Here is a 15,986-nt window from a genome sequence, read left to right as displayed (position 1 = left end):
CGGTAGTGCGCACTACCGTTCCAATCTCGAGTACTCGGACGAGGCGTTGGACGAAAGCGCGAAGTCCTACCAGGGGCTCGAGTCGTTCGTCCTGCGCACACACAAGCGTGCGGGTGGCGTCGAACTCGGTACTTGGACCGAAGGTTTCGCGGCGGCTCTCGACAACGACTTGTCGGTGCCGATCGCGTTGGCCGAGATTCACGGCAAGGCGAGCGAGGGTAATTCCGCGCTCGCTGCCGGTGATCTCGACGCGGCTCGGGTGGCTGCCGGTCAGGTGCGGGCCATGCTCGCGATCCTGGGCGTCGACCCACTCGACGAGCATTGGACGCAGTCCGGTGGCGACACCGAGACGGCAATGGAAGCTTTGGACGTGTTGGTGCGGGCCGATCTCGATCGTCGGCAGCAGGCACGTACGGAAAAGAACTGGGCGGTGGCGGACGAGGTCCGCGATCGCCTCATCAAGGCGGGTATCGAAGTAACCGATACTCCCGACGGACCCGAATGGTCCCTTAAGGCAGGGCAGTAACAATGGCTGGAAACTCGAGCAGGCGCGGCGCAGTCCGTAAGGGCGGCACCAAGAAGGGCCAGGTTGCCGGTTCCGGTGGCCAGCACAAGCGTGGTCTCGCCGGCCGCGGTGCTACGCCTCCCGCCGAGGCACGCACCAAGCACCCAGCGGCGAAGCGTGCAGCGCGCGCCGCCCGGGCCGACGAGAAGCAGAACCAGGGCCGCGGTGGCCGTCCGGGTCCGGGCCGCAAGGTTCTCGACGGTCCCGAGACCGTGCTCGGTCGCAACCCGGTGGTGGAGTGCCTGCGCGCGGGTGTTCCGGCGACGGCGCTGTGGGTGGCTGTCGGTACCGAGAGCGACGACCGGTTGAAGGAATCCGTTCAGCGGGCTGCCGACGCCGGTATCTCCATCCTCGAGGTGCCGCGCTCGGATCTGGATCGCCTCAGCGCCAACGGTCTTCACCAGGGCATCGCTCTGCAGGTTCCGCCGTACCGCTACGCGCACCCGGACGATCTTCTGTCCGAGGCACGTAAGCACGCCGAGCCCCCTCTGCTCGTCGCGCTGGACAACATCACCGATCCCCGCAACCTGGGTGCCGTTGTGCGCTCGGTCGCAGCTTTCGGTGGACACGGCGTCGTGATTCCGGAGCGTCGTAGCGCGAGCGTGAGTGCTGTCGCTTGGCGTACCAGCGCCGGTGCTGCCGCTCGTCTGCCGATTGCTCGGGCAACCAACCTCACTCGCACGCTCAAGGACTGGGCGTCGAAGGGTGTTCAGGTCGTCGGTCTCGACGCCGAAGGTGACACCACTCTCGACGATTTCGACGGCAGCGGTCCCGTGGTGATCGTGGTCGGTTCCGAGGGCAAGGGCCTTTCGCGCCTCGTCCGCGAGAACTGCGACGCGATCCTGTCGATTCCGATGGCGGGTCCGGTCGAGTCGCTCAACGCCTCGGTTGCCGCCGGAGTCGTCCTGGCGGACATCGCCCGCAGGCGTCGTAGCAGCTGAGTTGTAACGGCTTTCAGGTGAGCCTGGCGGGGTTCTAGCTCCGTACCGACCAGGCTTCCCACAGTGCAGCGTAGGAACCGTCCGCGCCGATCAGTTCGTCATGTGTCCCGCTCTCGACCACGCGGCCACCGCTCATGACGAGTATGCGATCGGCGCGGACTGCTTGGCTCAGGCGGTGTGCGATCACCACGGCAGTCCTGCCGGTGACTGCGAGCTCGGCTGCCTGATCGAGTAGACCTGCTGCAGTGGTTCCGGCTTCGGCAGTCGCCTCGTCGAGGATGACGACGGGCGGGTCGAGCAGAGCCAGCCGGACGAGGGCTATGTGCTGTGCCTGTGCCGCCGTCAACTGGTACCCGCCCGCCCCGACCCTGGTCTCGAGCCCGTCCGGAAGCTCATGGATCCATTGAGCTTTCATCGTTTCGACGGCTTCGGTGATCTTTGCATCGTCCGAATCTGGTGCGCACAACCGGAGATCGTCGGCGATCGTCCCGACGAACACGTGAACTTCCTGGCTGACCAGGACGACTTTGTGCCGAAGTTCGGCATCACTCAGGTCGTCAATCGGTGTGCCGTCGACGGTGATTCGCCCGTCCCCGACGGGAATGATGCCGGCAATCAGTTTGGCGAGTGTGGTCTTTCCGGCACCACTGCTGCCGACGACGGCGATTCGTTCCCCCGGTGCGATCGAGATCGAGATCGAATCGATCACCGGGGTGGAGTTGTCGTACGAGTAAGAAACCCGCTCCACGTCGACTCCGATGGGTGCGGACCGAGCCGAGGCAGGAATGCTCGCGGGACGCCCGGGCATCGCGGTGACACCGATCAGGCGAGCCAGGCTGGCACCCGCATCCTGCAATTCGTCGATGTTCGAGAGAAATACCGCGATGGGGCTGAACAGACTGTGGAAGTAGAGCGCAGCGGCGGTAGCGGCCCCGATGGACACCGATCCCGTGGTCACGAGCCAGTAGCCGACGCTCAGGACCGCGGCCAGTCCAAGCAGTTCGGCGCCGTTGAGTTGAGCGAAGAAGTTGGTGCGCAGTCGAACTGCCTGCATGTCGAAGCTGATGGCATGCTCGGAGGTCTCGGCGATTCGGCCGATGTGCTCGTCGGTTCGACGCAGGGCAGTGACAGTACCTGCACCACCCAGGGTTTCGATGAGCTGCTGTCCCCGCCTGGCCTGCGCAGCGCGAGAGCGTCGGTAGACGGGTCCGGAGCGTCGGAGGAAATGACGAAGAGCGAAATAGTGAATCGGCGCAACGGCAACGATCGCCACGGTGAATCGCCAATCGATCACTCCCACACCGACAAGCGTCAGTGAAATCATGAACAGGGCGGACACCGTTGCGGGTAGCACCCGTGCGATAACGGTGTTGACCGCTTCGACGTCACCCGAGACCCGGGAAATCAGATCACCGGTTCCGGCATCCTCGACCAGTGACGACGGCTGCGCGAGCGTGGCGGCGAACACGTCCTCACGAAGATCGGCCAGCACGTTCTGCGCGACATTCGCGAGAAGCTGTGTGCTCCACCAAGTCAGCGCAACTCCTGCTGCCGCTGCACCGAGCATGAATGCGGTGATACGCAGAAGTGAGACAAACGGTTTGCCCTCCGTAACCGCATCGACCATGAGCCCGAGCAGCGCCGGGGTGGACAGGCCGCAGGCCGTAGCGGAGAGAAGTACGACGGTCGTGAGTGCGAGCGCTCGCCCCCGTGGCCGAAGCAGTGCGATCAATGCGCGGACCGTCTGTGTGGTCGACGCGATCGGCAAGGCAGATGTAGCCGGAACAGCAGATGCATCCGGAAGGGTGTCGGTCACAGTGAGTCTCCGTCCCGAGCGGCGTGGTCGATCGTGACGACACGGTCACACGAATGGAGCAAGGTCGGACTCGAGGTGATCACCACAATGGCCTTGTCGGGAAAGTTTCTCAGTGAGTGTGCAATTCGATGTTCGGTGACAGAGTCCACGGAAGTGGTGGGTTCGTGGAGGACCAGGATCGGCTGGGGTTGATGCAAAGCGCGGGCGAGGAGAAGGCGTTGGCGCTGACCTCCGGAGAGTTTCTTTCCTTGCTCACCTACCTCGGAGAGGTGGCCGTCGGGCAGATGCGTCAACACGTCGTCGAGCGCAGATGACGTCATTGCCGACGAGTCGACGTTCGGTGCAGCCAGATTGTCGAAGACGGTGCCGGTGAACACGGTTCCTTCATGAGCGGACACGAACACCTGATCGCGAACTCCGTCCGGACCGAGTTCGGTTGCATCGGTGCCGAATACGAAGTAGCAGTCAGGGTCCAGCGGAGTCTGAAAGGCGAGTTGGCGTGCCAGTCGGTGAGCGGAATCGTCCGCGCGCACGCCCACCACCTCGCCGCGGCGAGCTGAGACGACAGTTCCGTTGTCCGTCGAAATCAGCAGGGCGTCTTCACTTCTGACGGCGCTGATCGGGGCGGTGGAGGGCGGCGGTTCGATCAGGTGCGGCTCGGCCAGGAGTTCGGACAGTCTGCGTGCGGAGCCTCGCTTGGCAGCGAGTTCTGCACCGAAGAACCCCAGAGTTTCCATCGGACCGGCAATGACCCTGCTCAAGCCGACAACGGTGACGAAGTTGCCCACGGTGATCGTGCCTTGATGCGCCATCCACGCGGCTCCAAGTGCGACCGAAGCCAGCACCAACGCGGAGACTCCGGAATTGAGCGCGGTCAGACTGGACATTGCTCTGACCGTCCGGATCGCTGCTTTCATCGACGCCCGGCTCGCCTTGACGTATCGCGACAGGGCAGTGGGCTCAGCCCCGAAACCCTTCAGTACTCGCAGGCCCAGCGTGAAATCAGTTGCAAGCATGCCTGCCTCGGCTGCCTTCTTCTGCTCTGCATACACACGCTCGTCCAGCGGACCGCTGATCTTGTGGATGAATACGAGCTGCGCAGCAGTGATGAGTACGACGATCAGTGCGAGCGGCCACGAGACGAAGGCAAGCGAAATCACTGCCGCGGCGAGCCCCGCAAAAGCTGAGCCCTGTTCGGCGACAACCCAGGAGAAGCCCGATACGTGTGAGGCGTCCGAGGTGGAGATGGTGAGAACTTCACCCGTCGAGCGCTGAGCTTGCATGCCTCTGGCATCGAGTACCCGTCTGGCAGCGTTCAATCGTAGGTCGTGTTCGCCGTAGACGAAGACCTGCGTGTTCAGGCGAACCGCGATGCGCCACGACAGAGCAAGTCCCACGAACAGAGCACACAACACAGCAAGCCAGATGAGAAGTGCTGTGCTGTCGGACTTTCCGATTGCACGGTCGACGACGGTACCGATCAGCACCGGAATGAGGGCTTGAGCTACCTGATACGACGCCTGGCCGGTGACGGCTGCAACCAGTCGCGGGCCGCGTCCGGAGGAGAACGATCCGACTCTGATCATCTCCATCGGACCGGAACGAGTTTCGGGCAGCGCTGACACTCGTGAAACTCCTCGCCCAGATCCGAACACTCGTTGTGCAGTTCTACGGTAGAGCCGGAGCGAGTGCGGAAAGTGCTCGCAGATGCCAAGGGCTACGCGGCAGCGGACAGATGGAGTATCGACACCCCATTACCGGGATCAGGTCTCGATATACCTGCCTGGTCGAAACAAGTACGTTTGCGAAGAGAGCTGACAGAAGATGAAAAGCACTACCCGAATAGTGGCTGCGTTGGCCGCGATTGCCCTGCTCGCAGGCTGCCAGAGCAGCGCCGAGTCAACAGCGTCGGAGGACACGACGCAGTTGGCCGAGGCCGGCGCTCTGCCGGTCACCGTAGATCACGCGTACGGCTCGACCACCATCGAGACCGAACCTCAGCGGATCGTGACCATCGGCTGGAACAGCCAGGATTCGGTCCTGGCACTGGGCAAGACGCCCGTCGCCATGGAGTCGTTCAGCGGGGCAGGCTTGGAGAACGGAATCCTGCCGTGGGACGAAGAATTGTTGGGCGATGTCGAACCCACGTTGCTCGACAGCACTTCCGGTGTGCCGTTCGAGCAGATCCTGGCGTTGGAGCCGGACGTGATCATCGCGGTGGTCTCGGGAATCACCGAAGACGACTACGCACGTCTTTCTCAGATCGCACCCACGATTCCGTTCAAGGAGACCGCATGGGCGACTACGTGGCAGGAGCAGATGTCGACTATCGGTTCAGTACTCGGACAACCGAAGCGGGCGGCTGAGCTGATCGAGGAAACTGACGATTCCATAGCCGACCTGGCTGCTGGGTCCCCGAATCTGAACGGGAAAACCTTGACCTTCCTCTCGGGAAACATCGACGGCCTCACCAATTACTGCGCTGACGACGGCAGAGTCATCCTGATGTCCCAGCTCGGACTGAAGCAGTCGGCCGGAAGCGCAGAGCTGTGCGGCGACACCCAGGGGTCGGTGACTGCATCGCGCGAACAGTACAACGAACTGGACGCGGACGTCATCGTGCTCAACGACGCGAGTGGTCAGGGGCTCCCCGGATTGATGGGGGACAAGTTGTTTGCCGACCTGCCGGCAGTCAAGGACGGCAGGCTGATTCAGCAGCTCGGTCTGGCCCGAGTGATGGCACTGGCTTCGCCCACGTCGCTGAGCGTCAAATATGCCTTCGCCGAGCTGGTCTCGAAGATGAACGGCTTCTGACCAGCTAGGCTGACAATTCGCACGCGTCCGAGTAATAGTTCTTCGGTGTTCGTCCGGTGACCTTGCGGAACACGCTGGTGAAGGCGCTGGGGGTTTCGTATCCGACGCGACGGCTAACCGTCGAAACAGGAACGCCCGCAGCGAGATAGGACATCGCGGCGCGGACGCGAACTTGAATCCTCCACTCGGTGAAGGACATCCCCGTTCCCTGAGAGAACACGCGGCTCAGGGTACGGGGGCTTCCTCCGACCACATAGGCCCAATCGGCAAGCCCGCGTTGATCGGCAGGGTCGGCGATCAAGCGGCGTGCAACGGCGAGGGCCCGGGGATCGGCGGGCATCGGCACTGCGACATCAGCCGCCTCGATGGGCGCGAGCGTGTCGAAGACTACGGATTCCGCCCGCAAGCGAGCCTCGGTAGGCATGTTTCGCTGGTGCAGATGGATGAGCATCGTCTTGACCACGTCGTCGATGCCGATGATCGCGGGTTTTGTCCACGGGTGGGGGAACGACTCGGGCCGGAAATAGGTGAAGCGAGCCTCGGTGGATGCGCCGAGCGTGATGCGCCGTGGAGTTCCAGCCGGAATCCACATGCCGACCGTCGGTGGGATCTGCCAACGAACGTCGTCGATGTACGCGCTCATCTCGCCGGAAGCGCCCCACAGGAGTTCGTGCTCGGGATGGCGGATCTCACGCCACACGCGCTTCTGATCGCGCCCGATGGTGGACGTCGTCATGGCGAAGGGGAGCGGAACGTACCGGCCTGCCGGCACAGCCCAGTACGGAAATCCTGTGGAACTCATCGGTGGATCATACCGCGAGTGACTTAGGTAATGCTTTCCTATTTGGTTCTTCGACGCAGGGCACGACGGAGTGCGGTCGCGACAAAAGACCGAGGGTGGCACCGAGTCCGAAGACTCGATGCCACCCTCGATCACATTCCCCGACGGAGTGTTTACAGGTGGAGCAGGTGAATCAGCTGCCGTTGGCCAGGACACCGCTGATGATGTCGGAGATGAAGCCGGCCGGGTTGTCGAGGATGGAGGAGCCGGCCGAACCGGTTCCGCCCTCGCCATCAGAAGAGCCGAAGCCCAGATCTGCCGAGCCCGATGCGGCAGCCTCGCCGGGGTTCTTGGCGCGGATCTTGGCGTAGACATCGCCGATGTTCTGATCACTGCCCCACAGCGAGATGCCGATGGAACTGGGGAGCTCGACGTAAGTTCCCGGCTGTGCGTTGTCCGGAACCAAGTAGCTCACTTCGAAAGTGACTGTCTTGCTGCCGGTGATCGAGACATTCCAACCCGCATCGGGAATTGTGACGGTGCGCGCCGCATTGTCGACGGTGGGGGACACCTTCTCGGTTTTCTGAGTCAGTCCGAGAAAGTGCCATGAATCGATCGAGGCGCTGTCCTTGATGTAGGTGTATCCGGCCGGGAAACGGTCGACGAACTTGTTGACGAAGAAGTCCGGATGGCCGTTGGCCGAAACCGTGGTGCGGACGGTCAATTTTCCGCCGGGCGCCACTTCTCCGTCGCCTACGACGCTCTTGGTGATCGTGACTTGGTTCGAAGTCACGGTGTTGGTCTTCGGGTGCGCGGCATCTGCGTGCGCAGCTCCGGTGCCGATGAGAAGTCCGCTGGTTGCAAGTGCAGCGATTGCGATTCCGGTGAGTGTCTTGCGCATTGAGAAACGTGACATGAAATTCTCCGTTCGAGGGGTTCACGCTGACGGCGATGGGGATGACTCTTCAAAGGTTGCGCCGTGGTAACCATTGAAACCTATCGGACGCTTGCCTATGTGTCAGTTCGGCAGAATTTACGGAAAAGTCCGAATTGAGAGAACTTTTTCGATCTTGATTGCCTGTTGTTAACTGATTGGCGACCAAGTCGGCGAAAAGCTGGGCGAATGTCCAGGTCGACTGTATCGTACTTCGAGAGTCGGGTTGCAACAAGTTTCAGTAATCAACGAATTCGGTTGTCCTGGAACCTCACAGAGTGGAGATTGTTCGTGGCAAAGGTTGGATCCAGGAATCGTAGACTGTCCACCGTTGGAGCTGGTTTGGGGGTGATCGCTCTCGCTGTGGGTGCAAGCGCGCTGGGTGCGGGAGTCGCGACTGCCGAGACGGCAACTTCTGGTGCCTACACATTTACTCGCACCGTGGACAATGCGTCCCCGAAGGTCGGTGACACGATCACCTACACGACAGTGTCGAGTAAGAGCGGGCTCGAAGGGTATGTCAACCGGCTGACCGAGATTCATGCCGGCTGTCTCGAGTTCGTGCCGGGCTCGGCAAAGATTTCGAAACTGATGGGTGGCCTCCCAGGTTTGGGAGGTGTCATGAAGGAAACTGTGGAAACCCCGAATGCCTCCCAGTCGACCGCAACCACGAAGGTCTTCACCAGTAACGGTTGGTACAACAACAGCAAGAACCCGATAACGATGAAGACCAGCTATGTCGTGAAGTGTGATCCGGGTACCTATAGCAGTGGGTTGACTGTCGGCGCGACGCTCTTGGGTGGTGGGGCCGGAACCAGCGCCAGCTTCCCGGAAATGGGGCCCGCCATCGTGGTGCAGACAACGGATCCGACCGGCCCAGGTACTGATCCTGGTACAGATCCCGGAACCAACCCCGGCACGAACCCTGGCACGAACCCCGGAACCGGTGGCGGAACCGGATCGCTCGGCTCGTTGAGTGGTGGCCTCGGTTCCCTCAGCGGACTGTTCGGCTCGAGTTAGCCGAGAATTGTGAAACGGCGGGCCGAGACTGTCGTAGTCTCGGCCCGCCGCGGTTATTCGGTGATCAAGCGCTCAAATCATGAGGTGCTCAGCCGAATTCGATCGAGGTGTTGATTTCTTCCACCTGGTTGGAGGTCTGCATGTTCGTCGTGTCGGTGAACTGATTCGCAAAGCTGACCAGGTAGACCGGCGAGTTGTCGTCGGCTTGGTAAGCGACGACTGTCATGACGGCGTAGAGCGGAACGTCCAGGTTTGGGGCGGTCCAGGTTCCGGAGAGGCGGAACCCCTGCTGTCCGTCGACGTCGATCTCGGTGTACTTCACCTCGGTCCATCCGTCGAGGGTGGCGATCGTTTCACGCGCAGCGGCAAGAACCTCGTCTTTTGTTGCGGTGCCTTGGTTTTCGACCGTCACGGTGGTGTTCGGCATGAAACCGCTGGGTTCCTGGCTGTTGCTGGACAACGCATCAGTAACGCCGGCAGGGATGTTCTCACCGTGAGTCCAGCTTGGCGGGAGGCTGACGCTGATGTTCGGCGCTTCGGGGTCGTCGCCGGTTTCGATCGTCGTCCGCTCACCGATGAACGGTGTCCCGTCCCGCAAAGTCGGCGTCGCGGCAGCGGCAGACGACGAGGATGCAGAACTTTCGGAAGCAGTGGTCTCACTGGTGTTGGTATCACTGGAGACAGCGTCGCCGCTTTCCGAACTGCTGCATCCGGACAGGACGAGTGCAGCAGTGATCAGTGACGCTATTCCGAGAGCAAGTGTGCTGCTCTTAGGGCTCATAGTGTGAAAGTCCTTCAGGTTCTGGCGACGGCCGAGCGCCGCCGGCAGCATTGCTGGCGCGGCTGAGACTATCAGCGCTAGGACCGCCTGGTAGTGGCCTTCAAGGTAATGGTGCTGCCGGGCCTCAGCTGTGCCAGCGACGCAATCCCAGCGTCGGAAACGACGGCGATGACCGGGTATCCGCCAGTCACGGGATGGTCTGCCAGAAACACGACGGGCTGGCCTCCTGGCGGCACCTGGATGGATCCCATCACGACGCCTTCGCTCGGCAATTCCTCGGTGCGTGAGCGATGTAAAGGCCCTTGTCCCTGTAACCGGACCCCGACTCGGTTGGTGTGTTCGGTGACTTTCCACTTGGTGTGAAGGAGCGCGTGAACGGATGCGGCGGTGAACCAGGAATTTCGGGGGCCGAGCGTGATCTCGATCGGAACCGCGCCGAGTGCAGGTGCGGGCGGTGGAATCAACTCTTCGGTGGGCCACGTCCCTTCCTCTGCCCCGAGGAGGAGTAGATCGCCGGCGGCGAGCGGCGGCGGCCCGAGCCCGGAGAGTGTGTCGGTGGATCTGCTGCCGAGTACCTGTGGGACGTCGACGCCACCGCGTGCAGAGATGTACGTTCTCAACCCGGTTGTGCTGTAACCCAATTCGATAATGCTGCCACCGCCCAGGTGGATGCTCGCGTAGTCAGGTGCCGGCCGTCCGTCGACGACCAGCGGCACCCGCGCGCCTGTCACTGCCACCGTCATCGAACCGACGGCCCGCATCGCAAAACCCCCAGTGGTGACTTCGATGGTTGCTGCTCGAAAAGTGTTGCCTACGAGTCTGTTCGCGCTGTCGTGCGAGATCATGTCGACGGCGCCGGATCTGCCGACCCCGAGAGCGCCGTAGCCTCTCCGCCCGCGGTCCTGAACTGTGGCGAGCGGGCCGGTACGCACTACCTCGAGCCAGGCCATGAATCCATTGTCCCGCAACAACGCGGTGAAGACACCAAAATTATCCTTGCACCTAAATCATGCACGGACAAAGGTGACTGTGGTGCCGGGTAGAAGCAGCGCCGGCGGGCGGCGCTCGGCATCCCACACCGACAGTTCCGTCGTTCCGATCAACTGCCAGCCGCCCGGGGAGCTACGCGGGTAGACGCCCGAGAACGGTCCGGCCAACCCGACTGCACCGGCCGGGACCTGCCTGCGCGGGTCCGATCGACGTGGAACTTCGAGCTTTCTCTCGTTGCTGGTCAGATACGCGAAACCGGGGGCGAAACCGATGAACGCGACGGTCCACGACGCAGTCGTGTGAGCCTCGATGACACCGTCGACCCCGAGTCCGGTCAGCTTGCCCACTTCGACGAGATCGTCGCCGTCGTAGCGGACCGGAATCGCGACAGCAGGCCCGCTCTCATCTGCTGTGAGTTCGATGGGTACGGCCCCACGTACCCATTTCTCCACGAGTTTGTGTCCGGTAATCGTGTTGTCGTACTCGATCAGGATGGTTCGCGCCGCGGGAATCAGATCGATCACTCCGGGGATTCGACTGGCGTCGAGAGCCCTGAAGTTGCCCAGCACGCTCGGCAGTTCGTCGTACTCGACGAGGACTGCGGATTCACCGGCGGGCAGGATCGTGATCATGTGAACGGTGTGATCTCGACGTCGGAGGATTCGAGGAGATCGCGGATCGCTGCGGCCATGTCGACGGCTGCCGGACTGTCACCGTGTACGCACACCGACTCCGCGGTGATTTTGAGGGTGCTCCCGTCGACCGCATCCAACTCGCCGTCGACGACCATTCGCCGAACCCGTTCTGCAACAAGCGCCGGGTCGTTCAGAACGGCGCCCGACTCGGTGCGGGGGACCAAGGTGCCTTCTGCCGTGTACGCGCGATCGGCAAAAGCCTCGGCGACCACGTCGAGGCCGGCTTCGCGCGCCTCTTCCAGAAACACCGAACCAGGTAGTCCGAGAACAGGTAGCGAACTGTCGTAGGCAACGACGGCGGCGACCACAGCCCGCGCCTGCCGTCGGTGATGGACTATTGCGTTGTAAAGCGCGCCGTGGGGTTTGACGTACGTGACCCGCGATCCGGCGACACGAGCCAAACCGTCGAGTGCCCCTATTTGATAAATGACGTCGGCGGTGAGGTCTTTCGGGGACATGTCGATGAAGCGTCGGCCGAAACCGGCGAGGTCTCGGTAACCCACCTGCGCGCCGATCCGCACGCCGCGGGTGGCGGCTGATTCGCAAGTCGCCAACAGCGTTGTCGGGTCGCCTGCATGGAATCCGCAGGCGATGTTCGCGCTGGTGACAAGTTCGAGCATGGCGTCGTCGTCGCCCAGGGTCCAGGCGCCGAAGCCCTCGCCGAGGTCGCTGTTCAGATCAACGCTGTAGCCCATACCTCGATTCTAGGTAGGTATGGGCTCTCGGTGTTCAGGCGTGCGCCGGAATCCGTCCCGCATTCTTGCGACGTGCGGATCCGAAGAGTCGGCATATCAGGTAGATCACGAACGAGACCGAGGTGACGAAACTCGAGACGGGAACGCCGGGTGCCAGCGAGAGAAGGATGCCGCCGACGGCTGCCAGTTCGGCGAACACGACGGAGAGAATTGTCGCCTTGAGTGGGCTTGCCGTGACGTACGCGGCGGCCGCTGCGGGGGTGATCAGCAGCGACATCACCAGCAGCGCACCGACGATCTGTACGCCGAGTGCTGCGGTGATGCCGACCAACACTGCGAACACGATCGACAGTGCCCGAACCGGAACACCGCGAGCTGCAGCAACTTCGGGGTCGGTGCTTGCGAACAGCAAAGGGCGGTAGATGAATCCGAGTGTGCCGATCACGATGACCGCGCACAGCAGCAGAAGTTCGAGACCGCTGTTTCCCGGCGCCACGATCTGTCCGACCAACAGTGAGAAGCTGGTTCCCGTGCGACCGTCGTACGCCCAGAGGAACAACACCGACAGGCCGAGACCGAAAGCCATGATCACGCCGATCACCGAATCTCGGTCGCGCGCTTTGGCTCCGAGCAGCCCGAACAGCACTGCCGCGACCACGGATCCGACGATGGCGCCGAAGCCGACGCCCACACCGACGAGAAGTGCGGCGGATGCGCCCGTCAGTGACAGCTCACTCGTTCCGTGCACCGAGAACGACATCTGACGGCTCACGATCAGCGGCCCGATAATGCCTGCCAACAATCCGAGGATGGCACCGGCAATCAACGCCTGTTGGACGAAGTCGTACTGCAGTAGGTCGACGGTGGCGGACACGTCGAACATCCGCGACATCGCGTCGGTGAACTTGTTACTCACTGGTGGTGATCCTCATCAGAATGGTGAACGCCTTCTCCCGGGCGTAGTCCGCCTGCGCTGCCGAGCGCGTCGATGGCGTCTCCGGTGCCGATCACGACGAGGCGGCCACGAACCTGCAACACTTCGACGTCGGTGTTGTACAGATCCGAGAGAACCTCGGACGTCATCACTTCGGCCGGCGTCCCGATCCGGAATTTGCCGTCCACCAGATAGAGCACTCGATCGACCAACGGCAGGATCGGATTGATCTCGTGCGTCACGAACAGCACTGCGGTGTCATGGCTGCGCCGACGCTTGTCGATCAGCGTCGAGACCAGGTGCTGGTTGGCGAGGTCGAGGCTGAGCAGCGGCTCGTCGCACAGCAGGATCCGCGGGTCGCCGACCAAAGCCTGTGCGATCCGCAGTCGCTGCTGCTCACCGCCGGACATGGAACCGATGGGAGCGTCGGCAAACGACTGGGCGCTGACCTGTGCGATGGCGTCGTCGACGATCTTGCGGCGACGCCCCCGGCGCAGTAGGCCCGTACCCCACTGGTGACCGTCGACGCCGAGGCCTACCAGGTCGCGGCCGCGGAGCGGGAGGCCGTCGTCGATGGATTTCTGCTGCGGGATGTACCCGACGTGTGAGTTCCCGGCCCGTGCCGGCGTGCCGACGATCTGGGCGCTACCGCCGCTGAGTTGTAGTTGGCCCAGCAGAATCTTCAGGAGCGAGGTCTTGCCCGACCCGTTCGGCCCGAGTACGGCGATGAACTCACCTGGCTGTACCTCGAGATCGAGCCCGTCCCACAATGTGCGGGCGCCGAAGGACAATCGAGCGTCCTTCAGCGTCACAGCGGGCACGGAGGCCTTTGAAGGCACGGTGTTATCAGAAGGCACGGTGTTACCAGGGGGCACAGGAGTATTCGCGGAAGTTTCTGTCACAAGCCGATCGGTTCTTCTCGGAAATGGTGGGGCAAATAATTACTGGGCAGAGAGGGCGTTTGCGAGCGACTCCGCGGTCTGCGTCTGCCACTGAATGTAGTCCAGGCCCTCGGGGAGAGTCTCCGTAACCTCGACGACGGGCACTCCGGCGGTTTCGGCTGTGGTGCGCATGTCCTGGGTCACTTTGTCCTGCGTCTGGATGTTGTAGACCAGTGCGCGGGCCTGCTTCTCCGAGAGGAGCTGGCGCGTTGCGGCGATTGCGGCCGGTGAAGGATCGTTGCCGTCTTCGATGGCACTGGTGAACTCTTCGGGAGTTGCGTCCTTCAGTTCAGCTGCGACCAGGAGGTAGTGCGCGATCGGCTCGGTCTGCGCCACCGGTGCGCCTGCGTGGGCAGCGGCTATGGAATCGGTGATCGCTGTGACGCCGGCGAGCTTCTGGCTGTATGCCTTCGCGTTGTCCTCGTAGGTCGCCGCGTTGTCCGGATCGAGAGCGCTCAGCTGATCGGCAACCGAATGTGCGACGGCGTCGACGGTCGGAATGTCGAACCAGACGTGTTCGTTGACTGCGCCGTGGGTGTGACCGTCATGCGATTCGCCCGCGGTTTCGCCGGCGTGGATGCCGCCGTCGAGCAGGTTGTAGGCGTTGACCGTCTTCTGCTCACCCTTGCCCGCGTCGAGGACGTCGGTGATGAACTGGTCGTAGCCGCCGCCGTTGTAGACGACAAGCGATGCGTCGGTGATCTTGGCGGCATCGGCTGGAGTCGCCTCGAACGAGTGCGGGTCCGCGGACGGCTCGTTGATGATCGACGTCACGGTCAGCTTGTCGCCGGCGACGGCCTGCGCGACGTCGCCCCACACGTTCGTCGATGCGACGACGGTGATGCCTTCGTCTTTCGACGAGCTGGAGCTGCACGCGGTGAGCGCGAATGCTGCGGCGACCGAGACGGCCGCGAGGGCGGTGGCGGTGCGGAATTTCGACGACGAACGCACGTGCTTTTCTCCTGAACAAAGGCTGGGCTAAATGCTATTGGAAACCGTTACCGTTACACATTAGCGCATAGTCGCTGGTAGTTCACCTTCGGTTCAGCCCCAACGCGCCGTCTGCGGGCACTACGGCTAACGTCCGTTTATGCCCCGGTCCCGTCAGCCACGCCGTCAAGCCACTTTGGCGTCGCTTGCCGCCGAGCTCAATGTGTCGAGAACTACAGTCTCGAACGCGTACAACCGACCCGATCAGCTCTCCGTCGAGCTGCGGGATCGAGTGCTCCAAGCGGCCAAGCGACGCGGATATCCCGGACCCGATCCGGTCGCCCGCTCCTTGCGAACTCGCAAAGCCGGTGCCGTCGGTCTCCTGCTCACCGAAGCACTCAGTTATTCGTTCCGCGACCCGGCCGCAATGAGCTTCCTTGCCGGTCTCTCGGAATCGTGTGAGGATGCCGGCCAGGGCTTGCTGCTCATCCCGGCCGGGCCCGGCCGGGATGAGGTGGATGCTGCCGCCGTGGTCCAGCAGGCGGGCGTCGACGGCTTCGTCGTCTACTCGGTGGCCGACGACGATCCGTATCTCGCTGCCGTGCTCGAGCGTCACATTCCGATCGTCGTGTGTGACCAGCCGCGCGAGATTCCCGGTGCATCCCTCGTGGGCATCGACGACCGCGCTGCCATGCGCAAGGTCGCCGATTACCTCATCGGGCTGGGCCACCGCGACATCGGCGTGCTCTGCATGAGGCTGGGGCGCGACCGGATGGACGGCGTTGTCAGCCAGGAACGACTCAAGTCCCCGCACTTCCACGTCCAGCGTGAGCGCATCGAAGGAGTGCGCGACGCGATGGTGGCGTCCGACATGGACCCACTCTCACTCACGGTGATCGAGCGGTACGTCCACACATCGCAGTCCGGGCACTCGGCGGCGGCGGAAGCTCTCGCGACCAACCCTGAGATCACCGCACTGGTCTGTACCACCGACGTGCTGGCTCTCGGCGCCTTGGACTGGGCGCGCTGGCAGGGCATCGATGTACCTGGCCAACTGTCGATCACCGGATTCGACGGCGTCGACGAGGCGCTGCGCGAATCACTGACAACGGTGCGCCAGCCCCAGGAAGAGAAGGGCCGGCGCGCCGG

The 15,986-nt window shown here is 62.7% G+C and carries 16 protein-coding genes; 5 read left to right on the top strand and 11 right to left on the bottom strand.

Annotated elements, in window-relative coordinates:
- Together ABX74_RS14555 and rlmB are read left to right on the top strand one after the other, a co-directional pair.
- Positions 1-526: DALR domain-containing protein (locus ABX74_RS14555; RefSeq protein WP_047889086.1), on the top strand; the 526-nt coding region annotated here is incomplete at its 5' end.
- A 2-nt stretch (positions 527-528) separates the two neighbouring features.
- Entirely contained in the window at positions 529-1,506 is a 978-nt protein-coding gene (gene rlmB / locus ABX74_RS14550; RefSeq protein ID WP_020906105.1) for a 23S rRNA (guanosine(2251)-2'-O)-methyltransferase RlmB, read from the top strand.
- A 34-nt stretch (positions 1,507-1,540) separates the two neighbouring features.
- On the opposite strand, the gene ABX74_RS14545 is transcribed toward rlmB, so the two are convergent.
- Together ABX74_RS14545 and ABX74_RS14540 are read right to left on the bottom strand one after the other, a co-directional pair.
- A complete protein-coding gene (locus tag ABX74_RS14545) occupies positions 1,541-3,322 on the bottom strand; it encodes an ABC transporter ATP-binding protein (protein WP_019746839.1) in 1,782 nt (593 codons plus the stop codon).
- Positions 3,319-4,947 (bottom strand): ABC transporter transmembrane domain-containing protein, encoded by a 1,629-nt coding sequence (locus tag ABX74_RS14540; RefSeq protein ID WP_047889085.1) that lies wholly within the window; start codon positions 4,945-4,947, stop codon positions 3,319-3,321. Before ABX74_RS14540 ends, ABX74_RS14545 begins: the two co-directional genes overlap by 4 nt.
- Before the next feature lie 199 nt (positions 4,948-5,146).
- On the opposite strand from ABX74_RS14540, the gene ABX74_RS14535 reads away from it, so the two are divergent.
- A complete protein-coding gene (locus ABX74_RS14535) occupies positions 5,147-6,136 on the top strand; it encodes an iron-siderophore ABC transporter substrate-binding protein (RefSeq protein ID WP_047889084.1) in 990 nt (329 codons plus the stop codon).
- A 4-nt stretch (positions 6,137-6,140) separates the two neighbouring features.
- Here ABX74_RS14535 and ABX74_RS14530 read toward each other — a convergent pair whose 3' ends face one another.
- Both ABX74_RS14530 and ABX74_RS14525 read right to left on the bottom strand, forming a co-directional pair.
- Positions 6,141-6,938, bottom strand: a complete 798-nt coding sequence (locus ABX74_RS14530) for a helix-turn-helix domain-containing protein (protein ID WP_020968391.1) — start codon at positions 6,936-6,938, stop codon at positions 6,141-6,143.
- Between the two features lie 172 nt (positions 6,939-7,110).
- Positions 7,111-7,833 carry a hypothetical protein gene (locus ABX74_RS14525; protein ID WP_223257916.1) on the bottom strand — a complete coding sequence of 241 codons (723 nt, stop codon included), beginning with the start codon at positions 7,831-7,833 and terminating at the stop codon, positions 7,111-7,113.
- Positions 7,834-8,199: 366 nt separating this feature from the next.
- Here ABX74_RS14525 and ABX74_RS14520 point away from each other — a divergent pair, with 366 nt between their 5' ends.
- Entirely contained in the window at positions 8,200-8,871 is a 672-nt protein-coding gene (locus ABX74_RS14520) for a hypothetical protein (protein ID WP_047889083.1), read from the top strand.
- An 88-nt stretch (positions 8,872-8,959) separates the two neighbouring features.
- On the opposite strand, the gene ABX74_RS14515 is transcribed toward ABX74_RS14520, so the two are convergent.
- From ABX74_RS14515 to ABX74_RS14485, 7 genes are all read right to left on the bottom strand, one after another.
- Positions 8,960-9,652, bottom strand: coding sequence for an LpqN/LpqT family lipoprotein (locus tag ABX74_RS14515; protein WP_047889088.1), 693 nt, complete (start codon positions 9,650-9,652; stop codon positions 8,960-8,962).
- A 77-nt stretch (positions 9,653-9,729) separates the two neighbouring features.
- Positions 9,730-10,602: a biotin-dependent carboxyltransferase family protein gene (locus tag ABX74_RS14510; protein WP_047889082.1), complete on the bottom strand. Its 873-nt coding sequence runs from the start codon at positions 10,600-10,602 to the stop codon at positions 9,730-9,732.
- Positions 10,603-10,659: 57 nt separating this feature from the next.
- Positions 10,660-11,274, bottom strand: coding sequence for a 5-oxoprolinase subunit PxpB (gene pxpB, locus ABX74_RS14505; RefSeq protein WP_030534778.1), 615 nt, complete (start codon positions 11,272-11,274; stop codon positions 10,660-10,662).
- Positions 11,271-12,032, bottom strand: a complete 762-nt coding sequence (locus ABX74_RS14500) for a LamB/YcsF family protein (RefSeq protein ID WP_020906114.1) — start codon at positions 12,030-12,032, stop codon at positions 11,271-11,273. The genes pxpB and ABX74_RS14500 overlap by 4 nt, the downstream gene beginning before the upstream one ends.
- A gap of 34 nt (positions 12,033-12,066) precedes the next feature.
- Complete coding sequence (locus ABX74_RS14495) at positions 12,067-12,948, bottom strand: metal ABC transporter permease (RefSeq protein ID WP_003945811.1); 882 nt, start codon at positions 12,946-12,948, stop codon at positions 12,067-12,069.
- Positions 12,945-13,805 (bottom strand): metal ABC transporter ATP-binding protein, encoded by an 861-nt coding sequence (locus ABX74_RS14490; protein WP_029254441.1) that lies wholly within the window; start codon positions 13,803-13,805, stop codon positions 12,945-12,947. The genes ABX74_RS14495 and ABX74_RS14490 overlap by 4 nt, the downstream gene beginning before the upstream one ends.
- 102 nt (positions 13,806-13,907) lie before the next feature.
- Complete coding sequence (locus ABX74_RS14485) at positions 13,908-14,858, bottom strand: metal ABC transporter solute-binding protein, Zn/Mn family (RefSeq protein WP_019746850.1); 951 nt, start codon at positions 14,856-14,858, stop codon at positions 13,908-13,910.
- Positions 14,859-14,997: 139 nt separating this feature from the next.
- Between ABX74_RS14485 and ABX74_RS14480 the strand changes: the two genes are divergently transcribed.
- On the top strand, positions 14,998-15,986 hold a 989-nt coding region (locus ABX74_RS14480), incomplete at its 3' end, for a LacI family DNA-binding transcriptional regulator (RefSeq protein ID WP_047889087.1).

Source organism: Rhodococcus sp. ARP2, from assembly GCF_001029585.1.
In the GTDB taxonomy this organism is placed as follows: Bacteria; Actinomycetota; Actinomycetes; order Mycobacteriales; family Mycobacteriaceae; genus Rhodococcus_F; species Rhodococcus_F erythropolis.
The sequence above is the reverse complement of the archived record's forward strand: the minus strand, read 5'-3'. Positions and strand labels throughout refer to the sequence as shown.